The 24,774-nt window shown below is 36.0% G+C and carries 21 protein-coding genes and 1 pseudogene; 11 read left to right on the plus strand and 11 right to left on the minus strand.

Going from position 1 to position 24,774, the window contains the following annotated elements:
• Nucleotides 1-117: 117 nt before the first annotated feature.
• From ANA7108_RS31345 to ANA7108_RS0105725, 4 genes and pseudogenes are all read right to left on the minus strand, one after another.
• A pseudogene (locus tag ANA7108_RS31345) lies at nucleotides 118-522 on the minus strand (type II toxin-antitoxin system VapC family toxin).
• A complete protein-coding gene (locus ANA7108_RS30835) occupies nucleotides 507-734 on the minus strand; it encodes a hypothetical protein (RefSeq protein ID WP_016949809.1) in 228 nt (75 codons plus the stop codon). The pseudogene ANA7108_RS31345 and the gene ANA7108_RS30835 overlap by 16 nt, the downstream one beginning before the upstream one ends.
• A gap of 133 nt (nucleotides 735-867) precedes the next feature.
• On the minus strand, nucleotides 868-1,476 hold the full coding sequence (locus ANA7108_RS0105720) for a hypothetical protein (protein WP_237741486.1): 609 nt from the start codon (nucleotides 1,474-1,476) through the stop codon (nucleotides 868-870).
• 96 nt (nucleotides 1,477-1,572) lie between these two features.
• Complete coding sequence (locus tag ANA7108_RS0105725; RefSeq protein WP_016949811.1) at nucleotides 1,573-3,684, minus strand: TIGR00300 family protein; 2,112 nt, start codon at nucleotides 3,682-3,684, stop codon at nucleotides 1,573-1,575.
• 402 nt (nucleotides 3,685-4,086) lie between these two features.
• On the opposite strand from ANA7108_RS0105725, the gene ANA7108_RS0105730 reads away from it, so the two are divergent.
• The 5 genes from ANA7108_RS0105730 to ANA7108_RS0105745 all read left to right on the plus strand — a co-directional run bounded on the left by ANA7108_RS0105730 (nucleotide 4,087) and on the right by ANA7108_RS0105745 (nucleotide 8,640).
• Entirely contained in the window at nucleotides 4,087-5,541 is a 1,455-nt protein-coding gene (locus ANA7108_RS0105730; RefSeq protein ID WP_016949812.1) for an AAA family ATPase, read from the plus strand.
• On the plus strand, nucleotides 5,525-5,794 hold the full coding sequence (locus tag ANA7108_RS30840) for a hypothetical protein (protein WP_016949813.1): 270 nt from the start codon (nucleotides 5,525-5,527) through the stop codon (nucleotides 5,792-5,794). The genes ANA7108_RS0105730 and ANA7108_RS30840 overlap by 17 nt, the downstream gene beginning before the upstream one ends.
• Before the next feature lie 27 nt (nucleotides 5,795-5,821).
• Nucleotides 5,822-6,415, plus strand: coding sequence for a hypothetical protein (locus tag ANA7108_RS26890; RefSeq protein WP_016949814.1), 594 nt, complete (start codon nucleotides 5,822-5,824; stop codon nucleotides 6,413-6,415).
• A gap of 68 nt (nucleotides 6,416-6,483) precedes the next feature.
• Nucleotides 6,484-8,094: a hypothetical protein gene (locus ANA7108_RS0105740; protein ID WP_016949815.1), complete on the plus strand. Its 1,611-nt coding sequence runs from the start codon at nucleotides 6,484-6,486 to the stop codon at nucleotides 8,092-8,094.
• A 231-nt stretch (nucleotides 8,095-8,325) separates the two neighbouring features.
• Entirely contained in the window at nucleotides 8,326-8,640 is a 315-nt protein-coding gene (locus ANA7108_RS0105745; protein WP_016949816.1) for an RNA-binding protein, read from the plus strand.
• A 372-nt stretch (nucleotides 8,641-9,012) separates the two neighbouring features.
• On the opposite strand, the gene ANA7108_RS0105750 is transcribed toward ANA7108_RS0105745, so the two are convergent.
• Nucleotides 9,013-10,041, minus strand: a complete 1,029-nt coding sequence (locus ANA7108_RS0105750) for an NADP-dependent oxidoreductase (protein ID WP_026104001.1) — start codon at nucleotides 10,039-10,041, stop codon at nucleotides 9,013-9,015.
• A gap of 236 nt (nucleotides 10,042-10,277) precedes the next feature.
• On the opposite strand from ANA7108_RS0105750, the gene ANA7108_RS0105755 reads away from it, so the two are divergent.
• Both ANA7108_RS0105755 and ANA7108_RS0105760 read left to right on the plus strand, forming a co-directional pair.
• Nucleotides 10,278-11,198 carry a ribonuclease D gene (locus tag ANA7108_RS0105755; RefSeq protein WP_016949818.1) on the plus strand — a complete coding sequence of 307 codons (921 nt, stop codon included), beginning with the start codon at nucleotides 10,278-10,280 and terminating at the stop codon, nucleotides 11,196-11,198.
• A gap of 425 nt (nucleotides 11,199-11,623) precedes the next feature.
• A complete protein-coding gene (locus ANA7108_RS0105760; RefSeq protein ID WP_016949819.1) occupies nucleotides 11,624-12,466 on the plus strand; it encodes a tetratricopeptide repeat protein in 843 nt (280 codons plus the stop codon).
• 156 nt (nucleotides 12,467-12,622) lie between these two features.
• Here ANA7108_RS0105760 and ANA7108_RS0105765 read toward each other — a convergent pair whose 3' ends face one another.
• The 3 genes from ANA7108_RS0105765 to ANA7108_RS0105775 all read right to left on the minus strand — a co-directional run bounded on the left by ANA7108_RS0105765 (nucleotide 12,623) and on the right by ANA7108_RS0105775 (nucleotide 15,962).
• Nucleotides 12,623-14,278: a sodium:solute symporter family protein gene (locus ANA7108_RS0105765; RefSeq protein ID WP_016949820.1), complete on the minus strand. Its 1,656-nt coding sequence runs from the start codon at nucleotides 14,276-14,278 to the stop codon at nucleotides 12,623-12,625.
• A 9-nt stretch (nucleotides 14,279-14,287) separates the two neighbouring features.
• Nucleotides 14,288-14,542, minus strand: coding sequence for a DUF4212 domain-containing protein (locus ANA7108_RS0105770; protein ID WP_016949821.1), 255 nt, complete (start codon nucleotides 14,540-14,542; stop codon nucleotides 14,288-14,290).
• 250 nt (nucleotides 14,543-14,792) lie between these two features.
• The gene (locus tag ANA7108_RS0105775; RefSeq protein ID WP_026104002.1) at nucleotides 14,793-15,962 is read right to left on the minus strand and encodes a tetratricopeptide repeat protein; all 1,170 of its coding nucleotides are present in this window, start codon (nucleotides 15,960-15,962) and stop codon (nucleotides 14,793-14,795) included.
• 288 nt (nucleotides 15,963-16,250) lie between these two features.
• On the opposite strand from ANA7108_RS0105775, the gene ANA7108_RS0105780 reads away from it, so the two are divergent.
• Together ANA7108_RS0105780 and ANA7108_RS0105785 are read left to right on the plus strand one after the other, a co-directional pair.
• Complete coding sequence (locus ANA7108_RS0105780) at nucleotides 16,251-16,463, plus strand: type II toxin-antitoxin system HicB family antitoxin (RefSeq protein ID WP_016949823.1); 213 nt, start codon at nucleotides 16,251-16,253, stop codon at nucleotides 16,461-16,463.
• Entirely contained in the window at nucleotides 16,460-16,687 is a 228-nt protein-coding gene (locus tag ANA7108_RS0105785) for a type II toxin-antitoxin system HicA family toxin (RefSeq protein ID WP_016949824.1), read from the plus strand. The genes ANA7108_RS0105780 and ANA7108_RS0105785 overlap by 4 nt, the downstream gene beginning before the upstream one ends.
• A 161-nt stretch (nucleotides 16,688-16,848) precedes the next feature.
• Here ANA7108_RS0105785 and ANA7108_RS0105790 read toward each other — a convergent pair whose 3' ends face one another.
• Complete coding sequence (locus ANA7108_RS0105790) at nucleotides 16,849-19,329, minus strand: vWA domain-containing protein (protein ID WP_016949825.1); 2,481 nt, start codon at nucleotides 19,327-19,329, stop codon at nucleotides 16,849-16,851.
• A gap of 191 nt (nucleotides 19,330-19,520) precedes the next feature.
• Nucleotides 19,521-19,751: a hypothetical protein gene (locus tag ANA7108_RS0105795; protein WP_016949826.1), complete on the minus strand. Its 231-nt coding sequence runs from the start codon at nucleotides 19,749-19,751 to the stop codon at nucleotides 19,521-19,523.
• A gap of 175 nt (nucleotides 19,752-19,926) precedes the next feature.
• Here ANA7108_RS0105795 and ANA7108_RS0105800 point away from each other — a divergent pair, with 175 nt between their 5' ends.
• Nucleotides 19,927-21,435, plus strand: coding sequence for a UbiD family decarboxylase (locus ANA7108_RS0105800; protein WP_016949827.1), 1,509 nt, complete (start codon nucleotides 19,927-19,929; stop codon nucleotides 21,433-21,435).
• A 47-nt stretch (nucleotides 21,436-21,482) separates the two neighbouring features.
• Here the strand turns inward: ANA7108_RS0105800 and ANA7108_RS0105805 are convergent, their stop codons facing one another.
• On the minus strand, nucleotides 21,483-22,358 hold the full coding sequence (locus tag ANA7108_RS0105805) for a TauD/TfdA family dioxygenase (RefSeq protein ID WP_016949828.1): 876 nt from the start codon (nucleotides 22,356-22,358) through the stop codon (nucleotides 21,483-21,485).
• 230 nt (nucleotides 22,359-22,588) lie between these two features.
• Here ANA7108_RS0105805 and ANA7108_RS0105810 point away from each other — a divergent pair, with 230 nt between their 5' ends.
• Nucleotides 22,589-24,184 carry a tetratricopeptide repeat protein gene (locus ANA7108_RS0105810; RefSeq protein ID WP_016949829.1) on the plus strand — a complete coding sequence of 532 codons (1,596 nt, stop codon included), beginning with the start codon at nucleotides 22,589-22,591 and terminating at the stop codon, nucleotides 24,182-24,184.
• Nucleotides 24,185-24,774 lie beyond the last annotated feature (590 nt).

Consider the following 24,774-nt stretch of genomic DNA (forward strand, 5'->3'; position numbering starts at 1 on the left):
TCATCCCAACACTTCCCACCACATCCCAGCACTTCTCGCCATTCACCAATCCATCTGTCATCCTACACTCTGCGGTTCGTTTATTCAATTAAATTTAACTCAAAAAAATCGGAAAATTCACCAAATAACTGAATTATAAAATCCCATAATTATTTTATCTGCTGTAATTAAATCAGCCTGATATTTTTCAGCTAAAGCAACAATAAACCTGTCTGCTGGGTCTTTATGACTCCATTCTAAAGCAACACTTTCTAATCATCAATTTTTATCAATGGGAATTATTGTAATCACATCAGATTTTTGTAAAGTCTCCAGATAAGTTGTTAAGGAAACTCCTAAATCTAACTTTTGATTTTTAATTTTAATAGCTATTTCCCAAAGTGAAATAGAAGCAACAAAACCATTTTTTTCAACTTCCATCTTTTCACAAGCTGATTTTGCTAGAAGAGAAAGTTTATCTGGATCAAGACTCCACCAAATTAAGGCACAAGTATCTAAAACAACAGTCATATTTCGCCCCATTCGTCAGTTGTGGGGGTAGTTATATCTTCAAAATATTTAACCTTACCGCGAAGGGGACTAAATAATTCTGCTGTTGAACTTTTTACACCAATATTTTCCGGTGTTGTAGTTTCTATAAAAGTGATTAAAACTTGGCTTTCTAAGATATTGGGTGGAATTTCAGCTAACTCAATTGTTCCATTTTTGTAAATTCCTTTCACTGTTTGTAACATAATTAATTATTTCTTTTTTCGTGTTGTTTATATTATAACTCTCTGTGACTCTGCGTGAGAAATTGGGTGTTGTGGTTGTCAGAATCAGGATATCCAGGATTTGAGGATTTACAGGATTTTAATTGTAAATATCCTAAAAATTCTTCATTAAAGCTACTAAAATTTTCATTAAACTTTCTAAATCATTTGGTACACGATAAAGGTTTAAATCTTGAGTAATTTCTTTTGATTCACGATGTAAAATTACAAATTGCCAAATATTACCAATAGAAACTGCACCATAAAGGATAGGATTATCAATAGGAGACCAATTATCAAAGGCAATTAATTCTACAGCTAATTGGACAATTCCTCTTTCTAAATCGGCATTTTTAGCTTCAATAACTAATAATTGATTGTCAGCTTTAATATAATAATCAACAACTCCTTTTAATTGATTATTGATATTTAACCCATACTCTACTCTAACTTTAGCATGGGTATAGTGAATTAGTTCCATAATTACAGGAGCAATTAAAAATTCTCTCCTGGCGATTTCACTGGTTAAACTAATATAGGGTAAACTTTCTTCAATACGATTTTTTAGGTCTGTTAATCTTTCTAAGTTTTGTTGAGTTGTTGGTAAAGTTAGAGATTGTAATTGAAATTTATACCCAAAATATCCTATAATTTCATCTGGTTCATAATTCAATTTGAAATAATCAGCAAAGGTGTAGGATTGATTAGAGTCAATTATTGGCATTTTTCCCATAATTCCTACCTCAATAACAATTATATTGAAATGTTAGCGGGCAAGATGCCCGCACCACAAGATTGAGAATCTTAAAGGCTGTATTTCTTAACCTACCTTAGCAACATAAGGACTCGTCAATTTATCCAACTGCTGAGTTAACAGACTGAGGAACAAACCGACATCAGTCACCACACCTACAGATTCTATTGAACCGCGATCGCTCAATTTAGTCACTACCGCAGGGTTAATATCCACACAAACCATCTTCACACCCGCAGGAGTCATATTTCCCACCCCAATAGAATGCAGCATGGAAGACAGCATCAGAATCATATCCGCACCTTGGATGATTTGCGAATATTCCTGTTGTGCTAAAATCAGGTTCATTTGGGTATCAGGTAAAGGTCCATCATCCCGAATTGAACCAGCGAGGGAAAAGGGAATGTTATTTTTCACGCATTCATACATCACCCCACTTTTCACAACTCCCGCTTCTACAGCTTTAGCAATGCTACCAAACCGGCGAACGGTATTAATGACTTTTAAATGATGTCGGTGGCCACCTCTGACAGCTACACCCCGCTTCATGTCCACACCCAGGGATGTACCCAGCAGGTTTTGTTCCATATCATGGACAGCGATCGCATTTCCGCCTAAAAGTCCTTGTACGTAACCTTCTCGAACTAACCGTGATAAATGTTCACCGCCACCAGTATGAATTACCACAGGACCAGCAGTGACAACTACTTTACCACCGCTATCCTTAATTTTACGTAATTCCCAAGCCACTTGTTCAACGACTAATTCCACCCGTCTTTCACTGGAAACACCAGAAGACATAAAGCTGAACTCTTGGGAATTGCGTTGTTCTCGTGATTCAGCTTTGCGGATGGTGCGGATACCTAATACATCCACAACTACTTTGTCGCCTATTTCTAAATCACGCAATAGTTTACACTTAGCTACTATACCATTGGCAGTTTGAGAAATAGCGATCGCCCCATCCATGCGTTGATTCTGCACTTTCAGCCATTCCCCATTTACCCGGATTTCAGTGGGATAAATCGTGCTGACATAGAAATCATCAGGAGCAACACCCGCTTGGATCACAGGTTCTAATTTAGCATCCCGTTCGTCTTGGGGTAAATCAACCGCACCCAAATCAATCAACTGAGATATAATCTCTTCCATCACCTCATGGGATGGTGCAGATACCCTTACCTCAGCTGCAGATGTACTTTGACGTTGTTCTCCCAAGTTGAATTTGAGAACTTGGAAACTTCCCCCCATTTCCACAATTAAATCTAAAGCGCGGTTAATCAAACCTGCATCCAGTAAGTGTCCTTCCATGCGGATAACACGACTTTCTACAGATGCGATCGCGTGAATTTCCTCACCAATAGGTTCTGTTACCCGCAAAGTCAAGCATTTCGCCGCACCACCAGCTTTGAGAAATTCGGTTAAAGGTGTTTCAATGACTTGGAAACCAACTTCAGCCAAACGTGATTTTAAATTATCACTGGCTTTGTTCATAATCACGATGCTTTCCACATTCACCGCATTACAAGCGAAGTTGACAGCATCAGCTTCTTCAATAGCAATCCGCTTTTCCGGTGCAACGCGCATTTCAATCACACGGTTAGAGTAGGAATCAAACGCACCAGGGTAATACAGCAAATAACCATTTGCCAAAGGACAAAAGCAGGTATCAAGATGATAAAAACGCTCATCCATTAAGCGCAGAGAAATCACCTCAATGTCCAGCCATTTAGCCAGGTAGGGGTGAGAATCTAATTCTGACCGAAAACCGTATCCAGCCCATAACCAACGCCCTTCTCGGTCTAGGAGTGCGTCACCAGCACCTTCAAAGGGTAGGTCTTTGGGAAGTGTGTAAACATTAAAACCATTGTTTTCAAACCACTGTTGAAAATACGGTTCTTCACCTTGGCGTTCTTTATGTAAAAAGCGGCTGAGAACGACGTTCTCACCGAGAACTAAACCCGCATTGGCACTGAATACCATATCAGGCCAGCCTTTTTCTGGGGCGACTAAATCAACAATGGCATGATTTTTGATAACATTGTATAATTTATTCCATTGCTCCACTGCGCGATCGCGTGATGACTTGTGAATATTCCCTTCCATCCAAGGATTAATCACATAATCCACATCATAATGGTCAGGAGCGCACATCAAAAACCGAATTTGGGAAACCATAAAAATTTTTACTTCGCTTTTCAGTAATCTCTTCTGGATACAGAGTTTTGGTGTTCTACTTCTGTCAAATCTGCTACTTAATCGCTACCTTCTGTTTTTGGTAGGCTTTATAAGGCGATCGTTATTATTCTATTACTGCTGGGGACAATGTGAGGACATGAAGCAAAAAATGTGTTATGGGGGATGTTAGAGTGTGGCTAATAAGCGTGTAGGAAAGCATATTTTATGTAACAACCTAACTATAGCTTTTTACTCAGAATCATCAACTAAAACTTATTAAGTTTGTAAAATCAAACTTAGTGATATCGAAATTAGAGATAAAATGAAATAGCATATCCTCATATACTTTATCAGTAAACAACATCATTAATAGTATTTTCTATATTGGAATATAGGCGAAAAATGAAAATCAAATTCTCAAACTTAGGATGTATTAAAGAAACAGAGTTAGATTTGCGTCCTCTGACAGTAATTATTGGACCTAATAACTCAGGTAAAACTTATATTGCTTATTCTATTTATGGTTTATGGCAGCGTGTTGCTAGAAATATACGCATCAACGAAATTCAAAACTTAGACTTTAGGGAAGAACAAGAAGGTAATTGGTCAATACCGATAGATGAGAAACTATTTGAATTCTTCATAAAAGATGCTGAAGAAACAGCAAAAAAATTTCAAGGAAGTTTATTAGAATCATTTTTTCAGGATTCCAGTAATAAACTTTTTTCCCAAACATCATTTGAAATGATAATTGATCCACAAGACGTAAGAAAGGCTATAAATAAATTAATTCAACAAGAAGTTTTTTCTTTAGAACCTTTTTTTAGTACAGATGAAATTTCTCTAAAAATTAGTCAAAAAAATAATTTTTTATTGTTTCAAATGCAATCTAAAAATAAAGAGGAAAGCATAAATTTTAGGGAATTGTTTCTACCTTTTCATAACAGTCCAGAAATAGTATTTATTTATCTCTTTAAACAAGCACTTTTTTCTAATTCCTTACCATTGCCATTACCTGCTGAACGAAACGCATTTATAAATACATATAAAATGCTGGCAAATAGGCGCTACAAACTTCTTAAAGAAACTCAAAGGGAATTATTTAGTATTAGTAGTAGTTCTACAAGACAACTTGATCTACTAAAAGAACAAGGTGATATTCGTTATCCACAACCAGTAGAAGATTTTTTAGATTTTCTATCGGACATAGAACTTCAAAAAATACCGAAGATTAATCCAATAAATAAAAACGAATTTCAGAAATTAGCTGATGAAATTGAAAAACATCTACAAAACAAAAATAAAACTAATTTAAAACCTACTAAGCTGGGTGGAAAAGAAATAAAAGTTTTAGTTAAAAAAGGTTTAGAAATTGATATATATAATGCTTCATCTTCTATAAAACAACTTGCACCATTACTGTTATATTTAAGATATCGTGCAAGTAAAGGTGATTTTCTGGTAATAGATGAACCAGAGATGAACTTACACCCAGAATCACAAGCGAAGCTACTGGAAGCATTATCTATTCTTGTTAATCTTGGTGTGAGAATTTTACTCACAACCCATAGTCCATATATTATGGCACATCTGAATAATTTAGTTAATGGTAATTATGAAAATCCTGAAATATTAAAACGTCAATCTTCATCTTTATATCTTCAAGATGAAAGAGCATTTTTACCTATGGATAAAGTTAGTGCGTATGAAATGAAAGATAATAAATTAGTTTCATTAAATGATCCAGATTATGGTATAAGATGGGATACTTTAAGTGATGTTTCTGTAGATATTCAACAAAAGTTTTTTCAAATTTATGAAGCAGGACAAGAAAAAGCAGATGAAACAGAAGATTAATCCTGCTCAAATTCTCAAGGATAAAAAAGATAAACTCGACTGGCAAAATTTTAACTTTCTAGAAAATCTCCTAGTGTTCTGTACCGTACCAGGAAGAACTGTTCCTAAAGAAAGTGGTGTACATTTTCGGATAAGTTTAGATTCTCAAAATCAAGCTATATGTATTTTGTTTGAAATAGATAGAAGAAATGATCCTCTTATTAGAAATCAAGCATTAAAGCGTCCAGATTATATGTCTCTTTATATTGATTAAAATTCTTGCATTTGCACTATTATTGAAATGAAAGGTAAGAATCACAACTCTTTAGAAAATGGAATTGAACAAATTTTAAGATTGAAGGAAATTTTACAAACTGAGATATCTAATCATTTACCATATAAACTTAAATTTCAATTTCAAGGAATTTTATTGACTCCACATAATTCACAAATTCCATCAAAAAAAATAGCAGAGGTGGCTTCAAAAGGTTTTATTATTTTACCAATTCAATATGATAATAAAGCAGAATTATATCCTTATGTTGCAAAGAAAAACAAACTAACCGAAAAATATAATCATCAAGAAATTACTGAATCAACAGCTTTGTTTATTGAACAAATTTTAACAACAAGAGCATTACCAAAGCGTATACATGATGACTATTATTCTAGCAATTTTCTAGTTAGGAATGATAGAGAAGGGATTTATATCAACTATTTATTGCCAAATGACACCGATTATATAACTTTGTCATCGAATACCAAATATACTGAAATTAATATAGAGGAAAATGAAGATAAGGAAAAAATCAAAGCCGAATTAGAGTTACTCAATCTGATAAATAGATTAGCAATAAAGTTTTCAAATAACCAAATATCAGAGTCTAACGACTAATTTACCTATTCTCCAATAATATCATGATAAATTGTGACAGGGGTAAGCCATGATATTTCTATAAAAATATGCAAAACAGGAATAGTAGCTTTCTAGTTGGTAACACCAACGGCAATAATGTTCTCATCTTCGATGCTGCCACAGGCAACTATACAGGTGAATTTATCACGGCTACTCAGGGTAAACTTAATAGACCTGACACCTTACTATTTGGACCAGATGGAAACGGTGACGGTAAAAGCGACCTTTATATAGCCAGCGGTGTAGAAGCGGGAAGTTCCTCTATTTTGAGATTTGACGGTCAAAATGGGGAATTTATTGATGCTTTTGTGGGAGATGATGCAAATACAGATGAGGATGAAACCGGGGGTTTAATTCGTCCCTATGGTATAGCTTTTGGACCTGATGGTAATTTCTACGTTGCCAGTTTCTTCAGTGACCAAATATTACGATATAACGGTTCAAATGGCGCATTTATTGATGTTTTTGCTCAGGGAAATGGTCAAGCAGGTGGTTTAAATGGACCAAACGGGCTACTTTTTATCAATAACAGTCTCTATGTTACCACCCAAGGTAGTGTAGCCACAGTTAACCCTGATACTGGTGGAATTACCCTGAATTATACCCAACCTAGTCAAGTTTTACGCTACGACTCTTTAACTCCTGGAATAACACCAACAGTATTTGCTACACCTGAACCTTCACCAGATAGCTTTGGTTTTGTCAGTTTGCTCGGTTTAGCTGTTGGTAAAGATGGTGACTTGTATGTAAGTGATTTTGCTAATGACATTCGCCGCTATGACTTAAAAAATGGGGAATTAGTCGATACTCTTTCTACAAATTATACAACTGAAACTCCACCCAGCAATAATTTTATTGGTGGACTTGCTTTTGCTCCTAATGGTGATTTACTGACTGTGGGTTTTGATGTTAGCACTACAGAGGGCGCTATTCTTCAGTATGATACTGAGGGTGGTTCGCCTGTTAATCCAGTTCAGATTTTAGTTCCTACGAACCCAATTCTAGAACGTCCCATTGGTATAACTTTTTTCCCCACAGAAAGCAAATTGGTATTTGGAACTCCCGAACCAGATGATTTAAAAGCAGGTGTGGATTTAGAAGCTGTTGTAGATATTGTATTTACTGGTGCAGGTGATGACAAAGTTGACTTGGCTATCAAAAGCTATGCAAGTAATAACCGCGTCTTCTTAGGTAGTGGTAATGACATTATAGATGTGAGCAAGAGCGATCGCGCCTTTGGTGGTTCCGGTGATGACGTTTTCGATGCTACCGATGGTAAAGGTGATAGTCGGATGTCAGGTGGTGATGGTAATGATACCTTTTATCTGGGTAGTAATGACCGGGCTTTGGGTAGTGATGGTAATGATAAATTCATTGTGCAGACAGGTGGTAATAATTTAATCAGCGGAGGTGCTGGTGCTGACGAGTTCCAAATTGTTACAGTTGAACTACCAGAAACATACAACACAATTTTAGATTTTCAGGTTGGTATTGATGTTATCAGTATCGCTGGTGCAGCTGGACTTGGTATTTCTGCTGCGAGTTTGGTTTTAAATGAAATTGACGGTAATACTGAGATTAGCTTTGGTAATAAAAATATAGCTATTCTCAATAATGTTACAGGTTTAGATGTTAATCTTGTCAACTTTAAAAGCTAAAGCTACTGACATTTGAATAAAATACTCAACCTGAACAATTGTTTACATAAAGTTATGTAACAGTTTTGGCAATTTTCCCCCCATTAGTTAATTTCTATGACACCATGAAATCTGAGAAGTAATTCGGCGACCGCGTTTGTTTTTAATATTGATAGGCTTTCTCCTTTTGGTACTTACAGACTTTTCTCCGAAACCTAAATCTCTACACTCTTATGATTTCGGAGACAATCTATGTCAATTTATGTAGGCAACCTCTCTTATGAAGTTACCCAAGATACTTTATCTGCTGTATTTGCAGAATATGGTTCTGTAAAACGTGTTCAGCTACCTACTGACCGTGAAACAGGACAACTCAGAGGTTTTGGTTTTGTGGAAATGGGTACAGAAGCCGAAGAAACGGCTGCAATTGATGCCCTTGATGGTGCTGAATGGATGGGACGTGACTTGAAAGTAAACAAGGCTAAACCCAGAGAAGACAGAGGTTCTTCAGGTGGTGGAAGCCGTGGTGGTTACGGTGGTGGCGGCGGTTCTCGTAATCGCTACTAAAAATAAAAGACTTAAGTCTTTTAGCTAAAGCATAGGTTTTAGCAAGCTAATTGAATATAAAAACGGCTCAGGTATTAATACTTGAGCCTTTTTGATGAGTTTATTTTGATGAGTTATTGACTAGTTGATGATTAAGTAGCCATCATGAACTGCGTACACCAGGAGGGATGAAAAACTTCTTATTCCCCTCATCGCTTGCGGGGAGGGGTTAGGGGTGGGGTCTTATTTTCAAGTCAGGTAGACTGAATAAAACTAAACTGTGTAAAGAAAAGTAAACAAGGCTAAAACCCTTTTTCTCCCTGCCCCCTGCCCCCTGCCCCCTGCCCCCTGCCCCCTGCCTTATCCCAACGACAATTTTTAACGCCAACCTACTTATGGTTCGGGGGAAACTTGGACAATTAATTTTCCCATTTTATTCCCATCAAAAAGTTTGAGAATCGCCTTGGGTGCATTTTCCAATCCCTCGACAATCTCCTGATTATATTTTATTTTCCCCTGTTGTATCCATTGTCCGATTTCCCGAAAAGCAACATCCCATTGCTGAACATAATCAGAGACAATAAAACCTTTTACCAGTACACGCTTCATTAAAATCTGGCTGAAATTATAGGGGCCAGGTACAGGTTCTTGAGAATTATAAGTGGAAATCAAACCACATAAAGGAATGCGTGCATTTAAATTCACCTGTGTCAAAACAGCATCAAGAATTGCACCACCAACATTCTCGAAATAGACATCAATCCCATTGGGACATGATTTTGCTAAAGCTGGGATTAAATCTGCGGTTTGATAGTTAATTGCAGCATCAAAACCGAGTTCTTCTAACAACCATTGACATTTCTCGTCTGAACCAGTGATTCCCACCACACGACAACCTTTAATTTTGGCGATTTGTCCAACTAGAGAACCAACCGCACCAGAGGCCGCTGATACAACTACGGTTTCTCCAGCTTGGGGTTTTCCGATATCCAGCAAACCAAAATAAGCTGTACAGCCAATAAAGCTGAGGGGACCCATAAAGCCTATGAGAGGAACGGGTAAGGGTGTCGGTAGTTTGATAAGAGAAAGGAGGTTGGGAGGAGAAATTACGGCGTAATCTTGCCATCCTAGCAGTCCCGAAACTAAATCCCCTGGTTGAAAGTTGGGATTTTTGGATTCTTCGACTGCACCCACAACTAAACCACGCATCACTTCCCCAAGTTGAACTGGAGGCATATACTGTGGTCTATCACTCATCCAAATGCGATGGGTAGGATCTAGGGAAAGATAGATATTGCGTACCAGTACTTCACCATCTTGGAGGCTGGGAATTGGTTCTTCCCGATACTCAAAATCACTTTCTTTGATGTCACCTACAGGACGTGCAGCCAAGCGCCACTGACGATTTATTGATTTTTGCATAGGTTTGAGTTTGCGTGTTTTAAAAAACAAAAGCATCTATCACTGTGAATATTTTGGCAGATTGGCAGGTATGTTTGGAAAAACTCATCATAATAATGGGGCAGCGGATAATATCGTGTTCTTTTGAATACTTATGATTTGTATCAGGCATTTCGCTAAATTGTGTCAGCGCTAAATTGGTCACAAAATGCTAATTTAGGAAACTGTGAGTGATTTGTATTTTCCTAAATCTACCAATGCCTTATCTTACTGCTGCTGGAGAAATTCGTTCCCTAATTGCTGAATTTACCAAATCTAAGACTCTGTGGATAGATACAGAAGTTGCTGACTATAAAAGTCGTAATCCGAGATTATCGCTGATTCAGATATTGGATAATCCTCATGATATGACCGGCAATAGCGTTTATATTTTGGATGTCTTAGATCAGCCTGATGTAATTGCTGATTTTACTGTGCAAATTATGTTTAATTCGGCTATCGAAAAAGTTTTTCATAATGCTAGTTATGATCTGAGACTTTTAGGAAGTAAGAAGGCTCAAAATATTACTTGTACTTTAGAAATGGCTAAAAAAATTCCTTATCATTTGCTGCCATTACCTAATTATCAACTTAAAACTCTAGCTACTGCACTTTGTAATTTTCACAATATTGATAAACAAGAACAAAGCAGTGATTGGGGGATAAGACCTTTAACGGAAGACCAGATAGAGTATGCTTACTTTGATTGCATTTATTTAGCTCAAGTACACTTGCAGTTATTGGCTTTAAGTTCTCAAATTAGATCAGATCCGGCAACAGAAGATTTAGCAACACTTTCTGAAAAATATACAAAAATCGAACAGCAGCGAAAGCTGATAAATTCGGAATTTGATTATTTACAAGAACGTTTAAAGAAAGCAATGCAAGTTCAAAAAATTTCTGAGAATGAATATTGCCGACTCAGTAATTATGATCGTAAATCTGTAAAAGTGCAGTTTAGTGAATTATTGAGATTGGTAGAAAATCAAAATATTGATTTAGATTTTTCGATTACTCTGACTGAGAAATTGCAAAAGGATTTAGGGAGAAATTTGGAACAATTAGATGTAGATATTGAAAAAACTACTGTTTGGCGAATAATTGCTAAGAATCAGGAAGATGAAGTTAATAATGAGTAATATTTCAGAGGGAATAGGAAACGGGCAACAGGGAACAGAAAAAACTCATGTTTAGAAACATGAGATTGAAATAATGACACTGTTTTTTGACTGAGTTTACCCTGAGAACTAAAGTTTCTTATCTGTTCCCTGTTCCCTTTTTTTGTAATAATTTGTACTAGGAATAATTAAAGATGAATTTAATCATATAAAAAATGTAGTAAAATGCACAATTTATTAATTAAAAACTGAAAGTGTTTATACATTAAATCTACAATTTAATGGTTAAATTTTGAAAAAGCTTTTAATTAAAAACAAAAAAATCAGATGTTAAAATATTGTTGATTTTGTGAAAGCTTTTGGCAAAAGTTAAAATTGTATTGGAGTAACATAAATAGATTTTGGTCATGATTTTCTCCAGGTGTAAATGCGGTTTATAAAAATTTATGAAATGGCAGTTATTGACACAGAAAAAGCAAGTGTTAGTTAGAATATTCACTATAGCAATTGTTACTGGTTTAAGTGGAATTCTATGCAGTTCTTGCAGCAAAAATCAGGATGTATTGGTGACAGAAGTAGGAGTTAGTCCTCCCAATCGTCGTACAGCGAAAACAACCAAAGCCGGAGACTTTTATATTCAAGGACAGAATCAGCACGCTAAAGGCAATTCCCAAGCGGCTATTGCTGCCTATAGTAGGTCGATTAGCCTCAATTCCCAATATGCGCCGGCGTTCAAAAGTCGAGGATTGGCATATTTTGATATTGGTAACAAAGAAGGTGCGATCGCTGATTATAATAAAGCCTTGCGTCTCAATCCCAATGATGCGGAAACTTACAATAATCGCGCCAATGCCTTGGCATCTATGGGAGATCAACAAAAAGCGATCGCAGATTACAATGAAGCTATTCGTCTAGCCCCTAACTATGCGGAAGCCTACAATAATCGTGGAAATGCCCGCGCTACCCAAGGAAACACCAACGGGGCGCTGGAGGACTACACACAAGCCATTCGTCTGGATTCCAATTATTCTATTGCCTACAATAATCGGGGCAATACTTACGCTGCTAGGGGAGAACAACAGAAAGCGATCGCAGATTACAATGAAGCTATCCGCCTCAATCCCAATTTTGGCCCTGCTTTTAATAACCGAGGCAACGCTTTTGCCGCTACTGGAGACAAGCGAGGGGCGTTAAAAGATTTACAACGCGCAGCTACTATTTTTGATAAAGAAGGAAATAAGGACTTATATCAACAAGTAATGAAGAATATTCAAGAACTGGGGAAATAATTCGTAATTCGTAATTCGTAATTCGTAATTCGTAATTCGTAATTCGTAATTCGTAATTCGTAATTCGTAATTCGTAATTCGTAATTCGTAATTCCTCCGCATCTCCCCATCTCCGCGTCCCCGTGTCTACGCGTCCCCCCATCTCCCCATCTTCTTTTATTCTTCAATAATGGGGGTGCGTAAATCTTCTACCAAAGCCTGAATTTCTGTGGGTGGGGGTGGTGTTAATCGAGAAACTATCAGGGTGACAATAAAGTTAATAATCATCCCTAAAGTACCAATTCCTTCAGCAGAAACGCCAAAAAACCAGGGTGTCATCCCGGCAAATTTCACGCCGACAATGTAGATAATTGTAAATATCAAACCTGTTAACATTCCGGCAATTGCACCTTCAGAATTGGTGCGTTTATCAAAAATTCCCAAGAATATCACCGGGAAAAAACTAGCGGCAGCTAAACCAAAAGCAAAAGCTACCACTTCACTCACAAATCCTGGTGGATTTACCCCAAAATATCCAGCCAAAACCAGGGCAAAACCAACCACAATCCGCCCTACAAATACTCGTTTTTGTTCTGAAGCTGTGGGATCAAAAATGCGGTAATAAACATCATGGGCGACGGAACTGGAAATTACTAATAATAAACCAGATGCTGTGGATAAAGCCGCAGCTAAACCACCAGCCGCAACTAAAGCAATTATCCAAGGGGGAAGGTTAGCAACTTCTGGGGTAGAAAGAACTATGATATCTTTATCAATTGTAATTTCGTTGGTTTCTTTATTAGGAGTTAATTGCAAACGTCCATCTTTATTTTTGTCTTCAAAAGCTAGAAGTTTGGTTTTTTCCCATTTATTTACCCAATCTAATTGCTGTACTTCGGCAATTGTTTGATTATGCAAAGAAGTAATTAGATTATAACGAGAAAACATCCCGACTGCGGGGGCTGTGGTGTAGAGAATGGCGATAAATAATAATGCCCAACCAGCAGAATAACGGGCTGCACGGACACTTTTAACTGTGTAAAACCGGACGATAATATGAGGTAAACCGGCAGTTCCTACCATTAAAGCAATAGTAATGAATAGGATATCTAACATTGATTTGTTGGCAAAAGGCTGGGTATATTCTTTAAAGCCTAAATCCAGTTGAATGAGGTTGAGTTTATCGGCGATATCACTAGCAGTAAAAGCTAATTGGGGAATAGGATTACCAGTCAGTTTGTATGCGATCGCAATTGCCGGAATTAAGTATGCGAAAATCAATACACAATACTGGGCTACTTGTGTCCAGGTAATACCTTTCATTCCTCCCAAAACCGCAAAAAAGCCGACAATGATCATCCCGATAATCACGCCAGTATTCACGTCTACTTGTAAGAAGCGACTGAAGACAATTCCCACCCCGCGCATTTGTCCAGCGACGTAGGTAAGAGATACGAAAATGGCTGCAACTACCGCCACCAACCGAGCTATGTTAGAGTAATAGCGATCGCCCACAAAATCAGGTACAGTATATTTACCAAATTTTCGCAGATAAGGCGCTAATAATAATGCTAGTAAAACATAGCCACCAGTCCAACCCATCAAATAAATAGAACCGTCATATCCCAAAAACGAGATTAACCCCGCCATTGAAATAAACGAAGCCGCAGACATCCAATCAGCCGCCGTAGCCGCACCATTTGCAATTGAAGGTATTCCCTGACCGGCAATAAAAAAGTCTTTAGTATTTTCTACTCGTGATTGCCAACCAATGTAAATGTAAACTACAAAAGAAAGTCCAACTAAGATAATCGTCCAAAGTTCAACTGACACTGTTTCTCCTCACTTTTTGGTATTATATTTGCGGTCTAATTTATCCATTTGGAAAGCGTAAGTAAAAATCAATACCACAAAAACCAAAATTGATCCTTGTTGCGCCATCCAAAAGCCAAAGGGAACACCAAAAAACCGAATTGCATTTAATGGTTGAACTAATAAAATACTAAAAACTAGGGACACTAAAGCCCAAACAATTAAAAGATTTCTAATTAAGGTAGTGTTAGCACGCCAATAAGCGCGACGCTGATCTTCGTCCATTTTTCTTTTATCATCATTGCATCACAGATAATATCAGCAAGTTGAGATAATGCCGTTTTATTTTGGCGTTTTTTTTGTTAAGTTTTCTATACTTATTAAGTAGTTAGTTCTATTTTTTATGGTGATTTTTGGGTAAGTTAAATATTTTTTATCTCACGCAGAGACGCTCCAGGCGCAAAGGAAGAGAGAAGGAGAGAAGAAAATGAAACCCAACTTTGATTAATTTTATTTATTTTCCTAGAAATAAATCTTAATTCTGAAGAAGCCTAATTTGCTTACAAGCATATTCATAGTCTAGCTCTTTACCCTGGTATTTATAGATATTAGCTGCTGTCTTTAAATCCTCAATTGCCTCGTATTTGTATTCCAAACAATATTGAGCAATACCACGATTGTAGTAGCTATTGGCAGCGTTAGGATTTATTTTGATTGCTTGAGTGTAATCTGCAATTGCACTTTTGCTATTTCCTAGTTTAAAATAGGCAAGACCACGAACACTATAAGTGAGCGCATCATGGGGATTAATCTTAATTGCTTGCGTATAATCCTTAACCGCACTTTTGTTATTTCCTAGCTCAAAATAAGCAATACCCCGAACACTGTAAGTAAGGGCATCGTTAGGATTAATCTTAATTGCTTGAGTGTAATCCTCAATTGCACCAGGTTTATTTCCTAACTCATTACGAGTAATACCACGCCTTAAGTAAGCTTTAGCCACTTGAGGATTAAGTTCTAATGCTTTAGTATAGTTACCAATCGCACCTATATAATCTTTTTGTGTAAAACAATCATCACCAAGACGAATATAGTAGTTAGGTTGAGAAAATTTACAAATTTCTAAATAGCTGCGTAAACCCCCAGAATAAAGCAATTCATCTATTCCCACCAAGGCTTTACTAGCAGCCGATTTAATCATATTTGTTGGTAAAAATCCCGCCAAAATCAGATTGTATTCAGCCTGAGCTTCGCTAACTTCTTCTTGAATTAAAATACAAACTAGAACAGCATTTTTTTCAATTTCTTCTTGACTAATTGACCATTGAATTTTATCAAAGTTGCCATTACGGGCTTTAACCTGAATACCAATTGATGAGTCAGAAGTTAAGGTAAAATCAACTTTTCCATCACCACCAACGCGCTTTTCATAGTCAACTTCCGTGACAAAATCGGCTAAACGGGATTTGACAACTTCCTCACCCAACTTCCCCTTCATGTTGTTGATAAAGTAATTTTTTGGGTCGGTTGGTTTATACTTTCTCACCATCTCCCAGCAAAAATCCCGTAATTGGTCTAACCTTTTACCGGAAATGACAGTTAATTCACTATGCTGGCCTTTTTCGTCACAACGGAGTAAGTTAGCAGATTTAAGTCTTTGAATAAAATCAGTCTGTTGTGCCTTGAGTGGTGTTGTCCAGTCCATATTGGTATAAGTTTGCTCTGATGTGACAAGGTATCTAATTTTAGTATTCCCCATCAAGAGGCAAAAATCTCAAATATCTACTGAATTTGACTATGTGCTTGGGGGTTAGGCTTATTTTTAGGCTGCTTAATTTATCAATTCTTCCTAGTATTAAGACATCGCTAAACCTGCATTTATCACCCCACATTATTATTTTCATAGTAAGAGCATCATCTAATTATAGTGTTATTATAAAAATAATACGTAATTAACTTCTAGTAGTAAATTCTCATAATGGAAAATAAAAGCATGAAAAATAAAGAATTTTATGTAGTAATTGAAAGAGATGAAGATGGTATGTATATCGGTGAAGTTCCTCAACTTAAGGCTTGTTACAGTCAAGGAGAAACTATTGATGAACTGATGAAAAATATTAGAGAAGTTATTGAAATGTGTGTAGAAGAATTAGAAGAGGAATTAACCACAGAATTTATTGGCGTGCAAAAGGTAGTATTATCATGACAAAACTACCAACAATTACAGGAGAAGAACTAATTGCTGCACTAGAAAAAGCTGGTTTTTATATAGTGAGACAAAAGGGTAGTCATGTGAGAATGAAGCATGAAGATAATCGAGTTGTTTCTATTCCTTGTCATAGTGGTAAAACTATCGGAAAAGGTCTATTAGTAAAAATAATTCGGGATGCAGATTTGACTAAAGATGAATTGATAGAGCTTTTAAATTAACTTGCTGAAGCATGAAAAAATATTATTTTCAGCTATGAATTTACAGATATTGTCATACATGCTATTTTTTAAATAGCAAATATTGATATTTTAACATATTAAACACCAAAAAATCAGGGTTTAGCATTGCTAAACCCCTACGAAATCAATTAACTAACAACTTAACTAACAACAACTGACTTTTTACTGTAATATTCTGTTTGAGCATAAACACTAATTACAGTATCACCAATTAAGAAAAATGTCCCTTCCTGCTCAGATTTAGAAAACTGTAAATTGGGATATTGGCTAGCAAGTTCATCAGCAGTCATCGCTTTTGCAGACATTTCATCTGGTAACAAACCAGTCGCACCTATATAAAAGACTAAAGGAGAAATATTTTCTTGGTAAATTTTTTCTGTGTACTCTTCTAATTTACCTTGTGCTGATGTCATCGCATTAATCATTTCCTGTTTATTTACAGTTGTACCAGCGTGTTTTGCTTGTAATAACAACCCTAAACTACCAGCACCAATTTTGTTCAGAATTTCTGCAACTCTGCCATTTTGTTCAATTCCCAGAAAATCATCAAAAATCGGTTTCATCAAATCATCGACTTTGGTAAGTTTCATTCTCGCAGAAACTGCTTTAGCACGAACAGCGATATTTTCATTAAACGCTAGTTCAAAGGTAGGTTTAGGAAAAATTTCTCCCGTTTCTTTGTCATAAACTTCGTATCTTCTATCCAGAAACTGATTAGCAGAAGACAACTTACTAAAATTGATAATTTCCGTACCACCAATATCAATCTTATAACTCACTCTGGAGTCAACTGTACCGTCAGATAAAGCTGCTTTCAAGTCTGTATATTCGTTAGTAGTGGGAAAATTTAGATACAGACTTTTGGAGAGATAATGTTTTTTCAGTTCTTCTATTTGCGCGGGAATAAATACATCTGATGCTTCCCGTAAATGAGCAGCAAGAATACTAGACACAACTTTTATTTCTGCTAATTGGGAAAACAATCCATCAATAATGCTGTAAGTACCCTCAAAGCTAACCAAGGGTAAATTCTCTAACTCAATTGTGTATTCTTTTTGAAAATCAAATTCTTCTCCATCAATTACTCTCACTGCTTTTAAATCATCAAAGGCTTTTTTACTACTAATTTTTACTTTCAAAGCTTTGACATTAATTTCTCCATCACTGACAATAGTATAATTATTGAAAGTCGTTAAATCATTTAATAACACACCAGCCACTTCTGTAATTGCAGTTTTATCTTCAACTTTTACCAGCTTGACTTTTTGCTGAATTAGCATATTAATAGTCGCTGTGTTACGGTTAATATCAAAACTACCCATCTGCACATAATCACCTGGTTCAATATATTCTATTTCTAACCAAGGTTGAATTAACTCTCCATTTTCTCCCCGCACCCCATTAACACGCTTGACACCTTTTCTTTGGTAATTTGCTTGCAGATGTTTGAGGTTAATAATAATGTGTGAACGATGTTGTGATACAATATCAATCAATGCCAAAATCGAGATTTTATCATTAACTTTCACATGATCTAATATTTCATGTTCTGCTAAAACATGAGGATAAAAGATAGCAATATCTAAATCTTGGGTAAATTTAGCAATGTCTTCATTTGTTAAAGCTTTCGCGTGTCTCGCTGTTAAAGTTGCATTAAAGGTACTAGCAAGCGCATATTTAGCAGTATTGAGATTTCCATCTGCTAAATTAGCCTTAGCAAAAGCATAAACTGATTCATCATTTTGGACAACAGGAATATCTGTTAATTGAGTATAAGCATCTTTGGTAATTTGCTTATATTTATAGATATATGCCTCATCTTCCGGCTTCAGACCAAATATTTTCAAAGTTTGATTTGTGCCATTAATTTTCTTAGCACTGGGAGAGAAAAACACCTGATAACTATAGTCACTAGCTAACGGTTCTTCTATAACTATTCCTGTCGCTTCTTTTAACACATTTCCGGTATTATAAAGAGCGTCATAAACTTCCTTAATATTACCAGCTTGCAGACAAGAACCAGAAACAGAATTAGCAATTTTGGCTAGAAATTTAAAATCAGAATAGGGAGAATACGCGATAGTGTTAACAAACACATCCAATTTTTGCAAATCATTACAAATGGCTTCTATTGCTTTTGCTTCAGAATTAAAACTGCTATCATTAGCATAGCCGTCACTGTGTAAGGTAATTGCTGTTAATTCATTAGGACGAATCAATTCTTGAGCTAATTTCAAAGATTGAGAAATACAAGTTGCACAACCAGCCTGAATTGCTTTAATTTTGGCAACATACAATGAATCTGGCTGCATTACCTCTTTAATAGATATGCGCTGGAAATGACAAGTAACATCACCCTTAGAAGAATAAGAAATCAGACTAATCACTAATTCTGAATTACTGTATTCATCCAGAGTCAAAAGTTTAATTAAAGTTTCCTTTAAAGCCTCAATAGCGCCATACATTGAACCAGAACGATCAATAATAATGATACTATGAGCTATTATCTTTTTAGGAATAGCATCCGGCTTAATTTCCAAATTAATTTTTTCAGTTAAATAGAAAGCTTTTTCATTACCTGCTAAGTTGTAAACAGTGAATTTGCTTTTTTGATTTGTCATAGTTGAAAATAGGAATTTTATACAGAATATATTCTATTTTAAACCAATTTATACCTTTATTGTCTAATTGTAATATCTTGTAAAAGCAAGATTTGTGAATAATTTTTATCCTAAAAAGATCATATTATTAGAAAATATATCCCCAACTTATTAAAAAAGTCAGGGATATTCCTATAAACATCGAAGTTACTTTAGTTAGAATTAGGATTTTCTATCTCCTTTTGTAAAGCTTGAACTTGTTCCAGAGATAATTCAGTAACTTCAGAAATTTGTTCTAAACTCATACCAATTCGCAACAAATTTAAAGCTAATTTTTTGGTTGCTTCAGCTATTCCTTCAACTTTACCTTTGGTGATACCTTTAGCTTCACCTTCAGCGAAACCTTCTTCCAGAATTTCTTGATATATCACTGAGTCTCGCATAATTTCAACGAGTGTTTAATTATGAATTAATCCGCCCTTATCTTTCTTCATCCGCGTTTATCTGTGTTCATCTGCGTTCAATTATTCTTCAAACCGTGATTTTTAAGTACAAAAATACTACTCAAATATCAAGTTAAGATCAAGAAGACTTTACACTTCTTAATTCTTAGGGAACATGGCGCGAGATTTACGGGGATTCATCAAAATTTTGGAAGAAAGAGGACAATTAAAGCGAATTTCGGCTTTAGTTGACCCGGATATGGAAATTGCAGAGATTTCCAACCGAATGCTACAAAAAGGTGGACCGGGGTTGTTGTTTGAAAACGTCAAAGGTGCATCCTTTCCCGTTGCGGTAAATTTAATGGGGACGGTGGAAAGGATATGCTGGGCTATGAATATGGAAAAACCAGAGGAGTTGGAAACCCTGGGAAAGAAGCTGAGTATGCTTCAGCAACCCAAACCACCAAAAAAGATTTCCCAAGCCATAGATTTTGGTAAAGTGCTGTTTGATGTTGTCAAAGCCAAACCGGGAAGAGATTTTTTCCCCGCTTGTCAGCAGGTGGTTGTGGAAGGTGATGATTTAGATTTAAATAAGTTACCTTTAATACGTCCTTACCCGGGAGATGCCGGAAAGATAATCACACTGGGATTGGTAATTACTAGGGATTGTGAGACGGGTACGCCAAATGTAGGTGTGTATCGTTTACAACTGCAATCCAACAACACTATGACCGTACACTGGTTATCGGTGCGGGGGGGCGCGAGACATTTACGCAAAGCGGCAGAACGTGGTAAAAAATTAGAAGTGGCGATCGCTCTCGGTGTCGATCCTTTAATCATTATGGCAGCTGCCACACCTATTCCTGTAGATTTATCAGAATGGTTATTTGCGGGACTTTATGGCGGTTCTGGAGTCCAATTAGCCAAGTGTAAAACGGTAGATTTAGAAGTTCCCGCAGATTCAGAATTTGTTTTAGAGGGAACTATTACCCCTGGGGAAGTTTTACCCGATGGACCCTTTGGCGATCATATGGGATATTATGGCGGTGTGGAAGATTCGCCTTTGGTGCGGTTTCAGTGTATGACACACCGCAAAGATCCAATTTATCTTACCACCTTTAGCGGTCGTCCACCCAAAGAAGAGGCAATGATGGCGATCGCACTCAACCGCATCTATACCCCAATTTTACGCCAACAAGTATCGGAAATAGTCGATTTCTTCCTACCAATGGAAGCATTAAGTTATAAAGCGGCGATTATTTCTATTGATAAAGCATATCCCGGACAAGCAAGACGAGCAGCTTTAGCTTTTTGGAGTGCCTTACCGCAATTCACATATACTAAATTTGTGATTGTTGTGGATAAAGATATCAACATTCGTGATCCGCGTCAAGTCGTCTGGGCAATTAGTTCTAAAGTTGACCCTTCACGGGATGTATTCATATTACCAAATACCCCCTTTGACACCTTAGATTTTGCTAGTGAAAAACTCGGTTTAGGTGGGAGAATGGGAATTGATGCAACCACCAAAATTCCCCCAGAAACAGAACATGAATGGGGTGAACCTTTAGAGTCAGATGCTGATGTTTCCGCAATGGTAGAAAGACGTTGGGCTGAATACGGTTTAGGAGATTTAAAACTAGGAGAAGTTGATCCAAATTTGTTTGGTTATGATATGAAATAATATCGAAACTTACCCCTCCTTTACGGGAGGGAGATTTGATATTAATATTAAAAACCTGGAGAACATAACCGGATATAAATTTCTCGATTTTTATCGGTAAAAGCCCTTCTTCCGTGCATAATTCTCGTATTATCAATCATGAGAATATCACCTTTTTGCCAGGAAATATTGGTAGTAAGTCTTTCTGCTATTTCATTCAATTCATCCATAAGTTCATTAGAAATTTTTGAATCATCATCAAACTTCAAAACATCAGGATTTAACTGCATCGCTGGTAAAAGGCTATTAATAAAAACCTGATATTTTCCACATCTGCTAGGGATAACTACTGGACAAAGATATTCCAAGATAATTGATTGATCTTCATATATAGTCAAATGTGTATCATTGCTTTTACACATTTCTTCTAACTCATTCACATCATCAGTTTTATATTTTTTCTGCCATTCCTCTTTCTGCATTTTGGCAGTAAACTTGAGCTTTTTATGACGGAATAACTCCTTAGTTGAATTACTCAGTTCTGCAAAAAATTGCCTACCATCACACACAGTTGTTTCCCCATCTTTTGAAGCAGGATTAGCACAGAAAAACCATAACATCAAAGGAATATTTTTCTGATAGTACATTTCTCCATGCAACTTAATCTCTGTCTGGAAATCATTGACACTTAAAAGGGTATTATCTCCATTAATTACCCTTCTATTGAAAGCACCCCCAGCATAATCTAAAAAATCAGTACTGAATAAATTGCTAAATTCTCTAAAAATGTCAGCATCAGTTGCAAATCCTCTCAATAGAAGAACCCCATATTCCTGATATAGGCTAATAATTGTTTCTCTGTCTATTTCCCAGATGCTTGTATTATCTACGTTAACAATTTGTTGACCTATTCTTTCGGAGACTGGTTGTGTAGTGATATTCATACTAATTAACAAAGGTTTGTCAAAGTTAAAATTTACTGCTATCTGCAATTACAAGCTATAGCAAAAGCTTACACTCAATCTTATCATAGAGTTTCATTTACAAGTATCTACAATAAGTCTTACATGAAACAGATCAACCTACCAAATAAGGAAGATAGGGTGCTATGTATTTACGCAAATCACATATTTTCATACAATAAGTCAAACAAAGTAACGCAGAACTATAATAAATGGATTGGATTACCCTGCTGCGATCGCTACAGTCTGACTTTCTGAAAAGATTAACATCTGGTAGTTTACTTCACTGTGAAACCCCAAGTCAACATAGTGAATTAACTATCATATCTGGAGAAAGATTAAAAACATTAAGAGATTTTTGCTGGTTAATGGCGGAAAAATATAAGCGCACTTCACCAGTTCGTGATGTTTTTATTAATAATCTGAAAGGTAAATTAGGAGAAGAAGTAGTCAAAGAACGTTTAGCAGATTTTATTACTGAAATTGATTATGAAAAACGGTTAGGTGGTGATGGGAAAAGTGATTTTACTCTCACATCTGACTCTTCTATTGGCCTTGAAGTCAAATCTCGTCACGGTACTATTGAGAAAGTTAGATGGTCAGTTGGTTCAGAAGAAGTAGCCAAAAATGCGGTTATCATCTGTATTTTGATTCAAGAAGAAGTACATGAAGCCCAATCTAAATATCACCTTTTTTTAGCTGGATTTCTCCCTACTCAAATGATTAAATTGAAAACTGGAAAAATTTCTTTTGGCATAAGTCAATTGCTATATGCTGGAGGTTTATGGTACTATCTAGAACAATTACAGGCTTCTAACAAGCATGATAATCATGCACTTAAACCAGAAAAAACTCTATCTACTCAGCAATTATTTAAGCCAAATTTGCCACTAGAAATACATAAACTTTCAGCACCAGATTTACATATCAATTATATAAAAACAGGTGATCAATATTTCAGGAAAGGCGAGTATGCAGCCGCAATTAATAACTACAATCAAGCCTTAAAACTTAAACCTTATGATGCTGATATTTATTATAGACTGGGTTTAGTTTATTATCAATTAGGGGATTCTCAAGCAGCAATTGCAAATTACAATCAGGCTATTAATATTGACATTAATAATGGTAAAGCTTATCATAAAAGAGGTTTAGCTTATTATCAACTAAGTAAATATCAAGCGGCAATTGCAGATTATACCCAAGCAATCAGAATTAATCCTGATATTGCCACTAATTACAAAAACCGTGGTGATGCTCGTTCTCAGATTGGCGATAATCAAGGAGCAATTGAGGATTACACTCAGGCAATTAAAATTAATCCTCATTATGCCACTAATTACAAAAATGGAGGAATTGATCGCTATATTCTAGATAATCAGCAAAAATTAATTCATACTAAAATTGCTCCTGATGATGCCATTGCTTATAAAAATAGAGGTGATACTCGTTCTGATTTAGGAGACTTTGAAGGTGCAATTGCAGATTATACTCAGGCAATCCAAATTAATTCTCATGATGTTGATGCTTATTATAACCGAGGTAATGCCAATTCAGATTTAGGAAACTATGAGGCGGCTATAGATGACTTTAGCATAGTGATTAAAATCAATTTTAATTATACAGATGCTTATTATAATCGTGGTAATGCCAGATTGGGAATAGGAGAAAAGCAGGGAGCGATTGAGGATTTTCAGAAAGCAGCAGACTTATATTGGCAAGAAGGAAAGTTAGCAGAATATCAAGATACACGTGCTAGAATTTTAGATTTAGAAATAGAAAAATCTTTAGATATTTTAAATTTCTGAAAAATACCAATACTTTCCAGAAATAGTACTAAACTAGGACTTACGCATTGACAAGATTCCTCAAATATGTAATATGAATTATATTTCTTGTAGGGTGCGTCAGACACGATATTTTCACAAAAAACAGATTCTCTCTATCTGACGCACCTTACTCAATAAGTTATTCCCAAAGGCGAAAACGACGCAATTTCGTTCATTCACATCATGGCAGATTCGTACAGTGCGTAAGTCCTATAAACCTTTATTTTTTCTGAGTACGCGCAGAATTTTTGTCGTAGAGAGCGATTTATCCCTCTCTTACCAGGTTTGATAGGGCTTTAGCCCCTACTACTTAATTTACTACTTAATTACTTCTCAAAAAAAACTCAACCCATCTCTGCGTATCCGTATTAGCCCTAGTGATAATTATTCGGATGGATACTTTATGAGAGGTATACGCAATATGTGTGTATTAGTAGTGTGTAGTGATAAACAAACAATTAAAGTGTTTATACGGATTTTTATATTACTATAATGTATGCTATCGTTTATATTGCTTATATAAAGAGCAAACATCATTAAATTAACATTTTTTTATAAATTCATACTTA

This window comes from Anabaena sp. PCC 7108 (assembly GCF_000332135.1).
Classification (GTDB): domain Bacteria; phylum Cyanobacteriota; class Cyanobacteriia; order Cyanobacteriales; family Nostocaceae; genus Anabaena.

Coding starts and splice junctions, on each gene's coding strand:
- ANA7108_RS0105750 (WP_026104001.1), bottom strand. CDS start 10,041: ATGCAAAAATCAATAAATCGTCAGTGGCGCTTGGCTGCACGTCCTGTA.
- ANA7108_RS30835 (WP_016949809.1), bottom strand. CDS start 734: ATGTTACAAACAGTGAAAGGAATTTACAAAAATGGAACAATTGAGTTA.
- ANA7108_RS0105770 (WP_016949821.1), bottom strand. CDS start 14,542: ATGGACGAAGATCAGCGTCGCGCTTATTGGCGTGCTAACACTACCTTA.
- ANA7108_RS0105785 (WP_016949824.1), top strand. CDS start 16,460: ATGACAAAACTACCAACAATTACAGGAGAAGAACTAATTGCTGCACTA.
- ANA7108_RS0105740 (WP_016949815.1), top strand. CDS start 6,484: ATGCAAAACAGGAATAGTAGCTTTCTAGTTGGTAACACCAACGGCAAT.
- ANA7108_RS0105720 (WP_237741486.1), bottom strand. CDS start 1,476: ATGCCAATAATTGACTCTAATCAATCCTACACCTTTGCTGATTATTTC.
- ANA7108_RS0105780 (WP_016949823.1), top strand. CDS start 16,251: ATGAAAAATAAAGAATTTTATGTAGTAATTGAAAGAGATGAAGATGGT.
- ANA7108_RS0105755 (WP_016949818.1), top strand. CDS start 10,278: ATGCCTTATCTTACTGCTGCTGGAGAAATTCGTTCCCTAATTGCTGAA.
- ANA7108_RS0105725 (WP_016949811.1), bottom strand. CDS start 3,684: ATGGTTTCCCAAATTCGGTTTTTGATGTGCGCTCCTGACCATTATGAT.
- ANA7108_RS30840 (WP_016949813.1), top strand. CDS start 5,525: ATGAAACAGAAGATTAATCCTGCTCAAATTCTCAAGGATAAAAAAGAT.
- ANA7108_RS0105800 (WP_016949827.1), top strand. CDS start 19,927: ATGGCGCGAGATTTACGGGGATTCATCAAAATTTTGGAAGAAAGAGGA.
- ANA7108_RS0105745 (WP_016949816.1), top strand. CDS start 8,326: ATGTCAATTTATGTAGGCAACCTCTCTTATGAAGTTACCCAAGATACT.
- ANA7108_RS0105730 (WP_016949812.1), top strand. CDS start 4,087: ATGAAAATCAAATTCTCAAACTTAGGATGTATTAAAGAAACAGAGTTA.
- ANA7108_RS0105810 (WP_016949829.1), top strand. CDS start 22,589: ATGGATTGGATTACCCTGCTGCGATCGCTACAGTCTGACTTTCTGAAA.
- ANA7108_RS0105790 (WP_016949825.1), bottom strand. CDS start 19,329: ATGACAAATCAAAAAAGCAAATTCACTGTTTACAACTTAGCAGGTAAT.
- ANA7108_RS0105795 (WP_016949826.1), bottom strand. CDS start 19,751: ATGCGAGACTCAGTGATATATCAAGAAATTCTGGAAGAAGGTTTCGCT.
- ANA7108_RS0105805 (WP_016949828.1), bottom strand. CDS start 22,358: ATGAATATCACTACACAACCAGTCTCCGAAAGAATAGGTCAACAAATT.
- ANA7108_RS26890 (WP_016949814.1), top strand. CDS start 5,822: ATGAAAGGTAAGAATCACAACTCTTTAGAAAATGGAATTGAACAAATT.
- ANA7108_RS0105775 (WP_026104002.1), bottom strand. CDS start 15,962: ATGGACTGGACAACACCACTCAAGGCACAACAGACTGATTTTATTCAA.
- ANA7108_RS0105760 (WP_016949819.1), top strand. CDS start 11,624: ATGAAATGGCAGTTATTGACACAGAAAAAGCAAGTGTTAGTTAGAATA.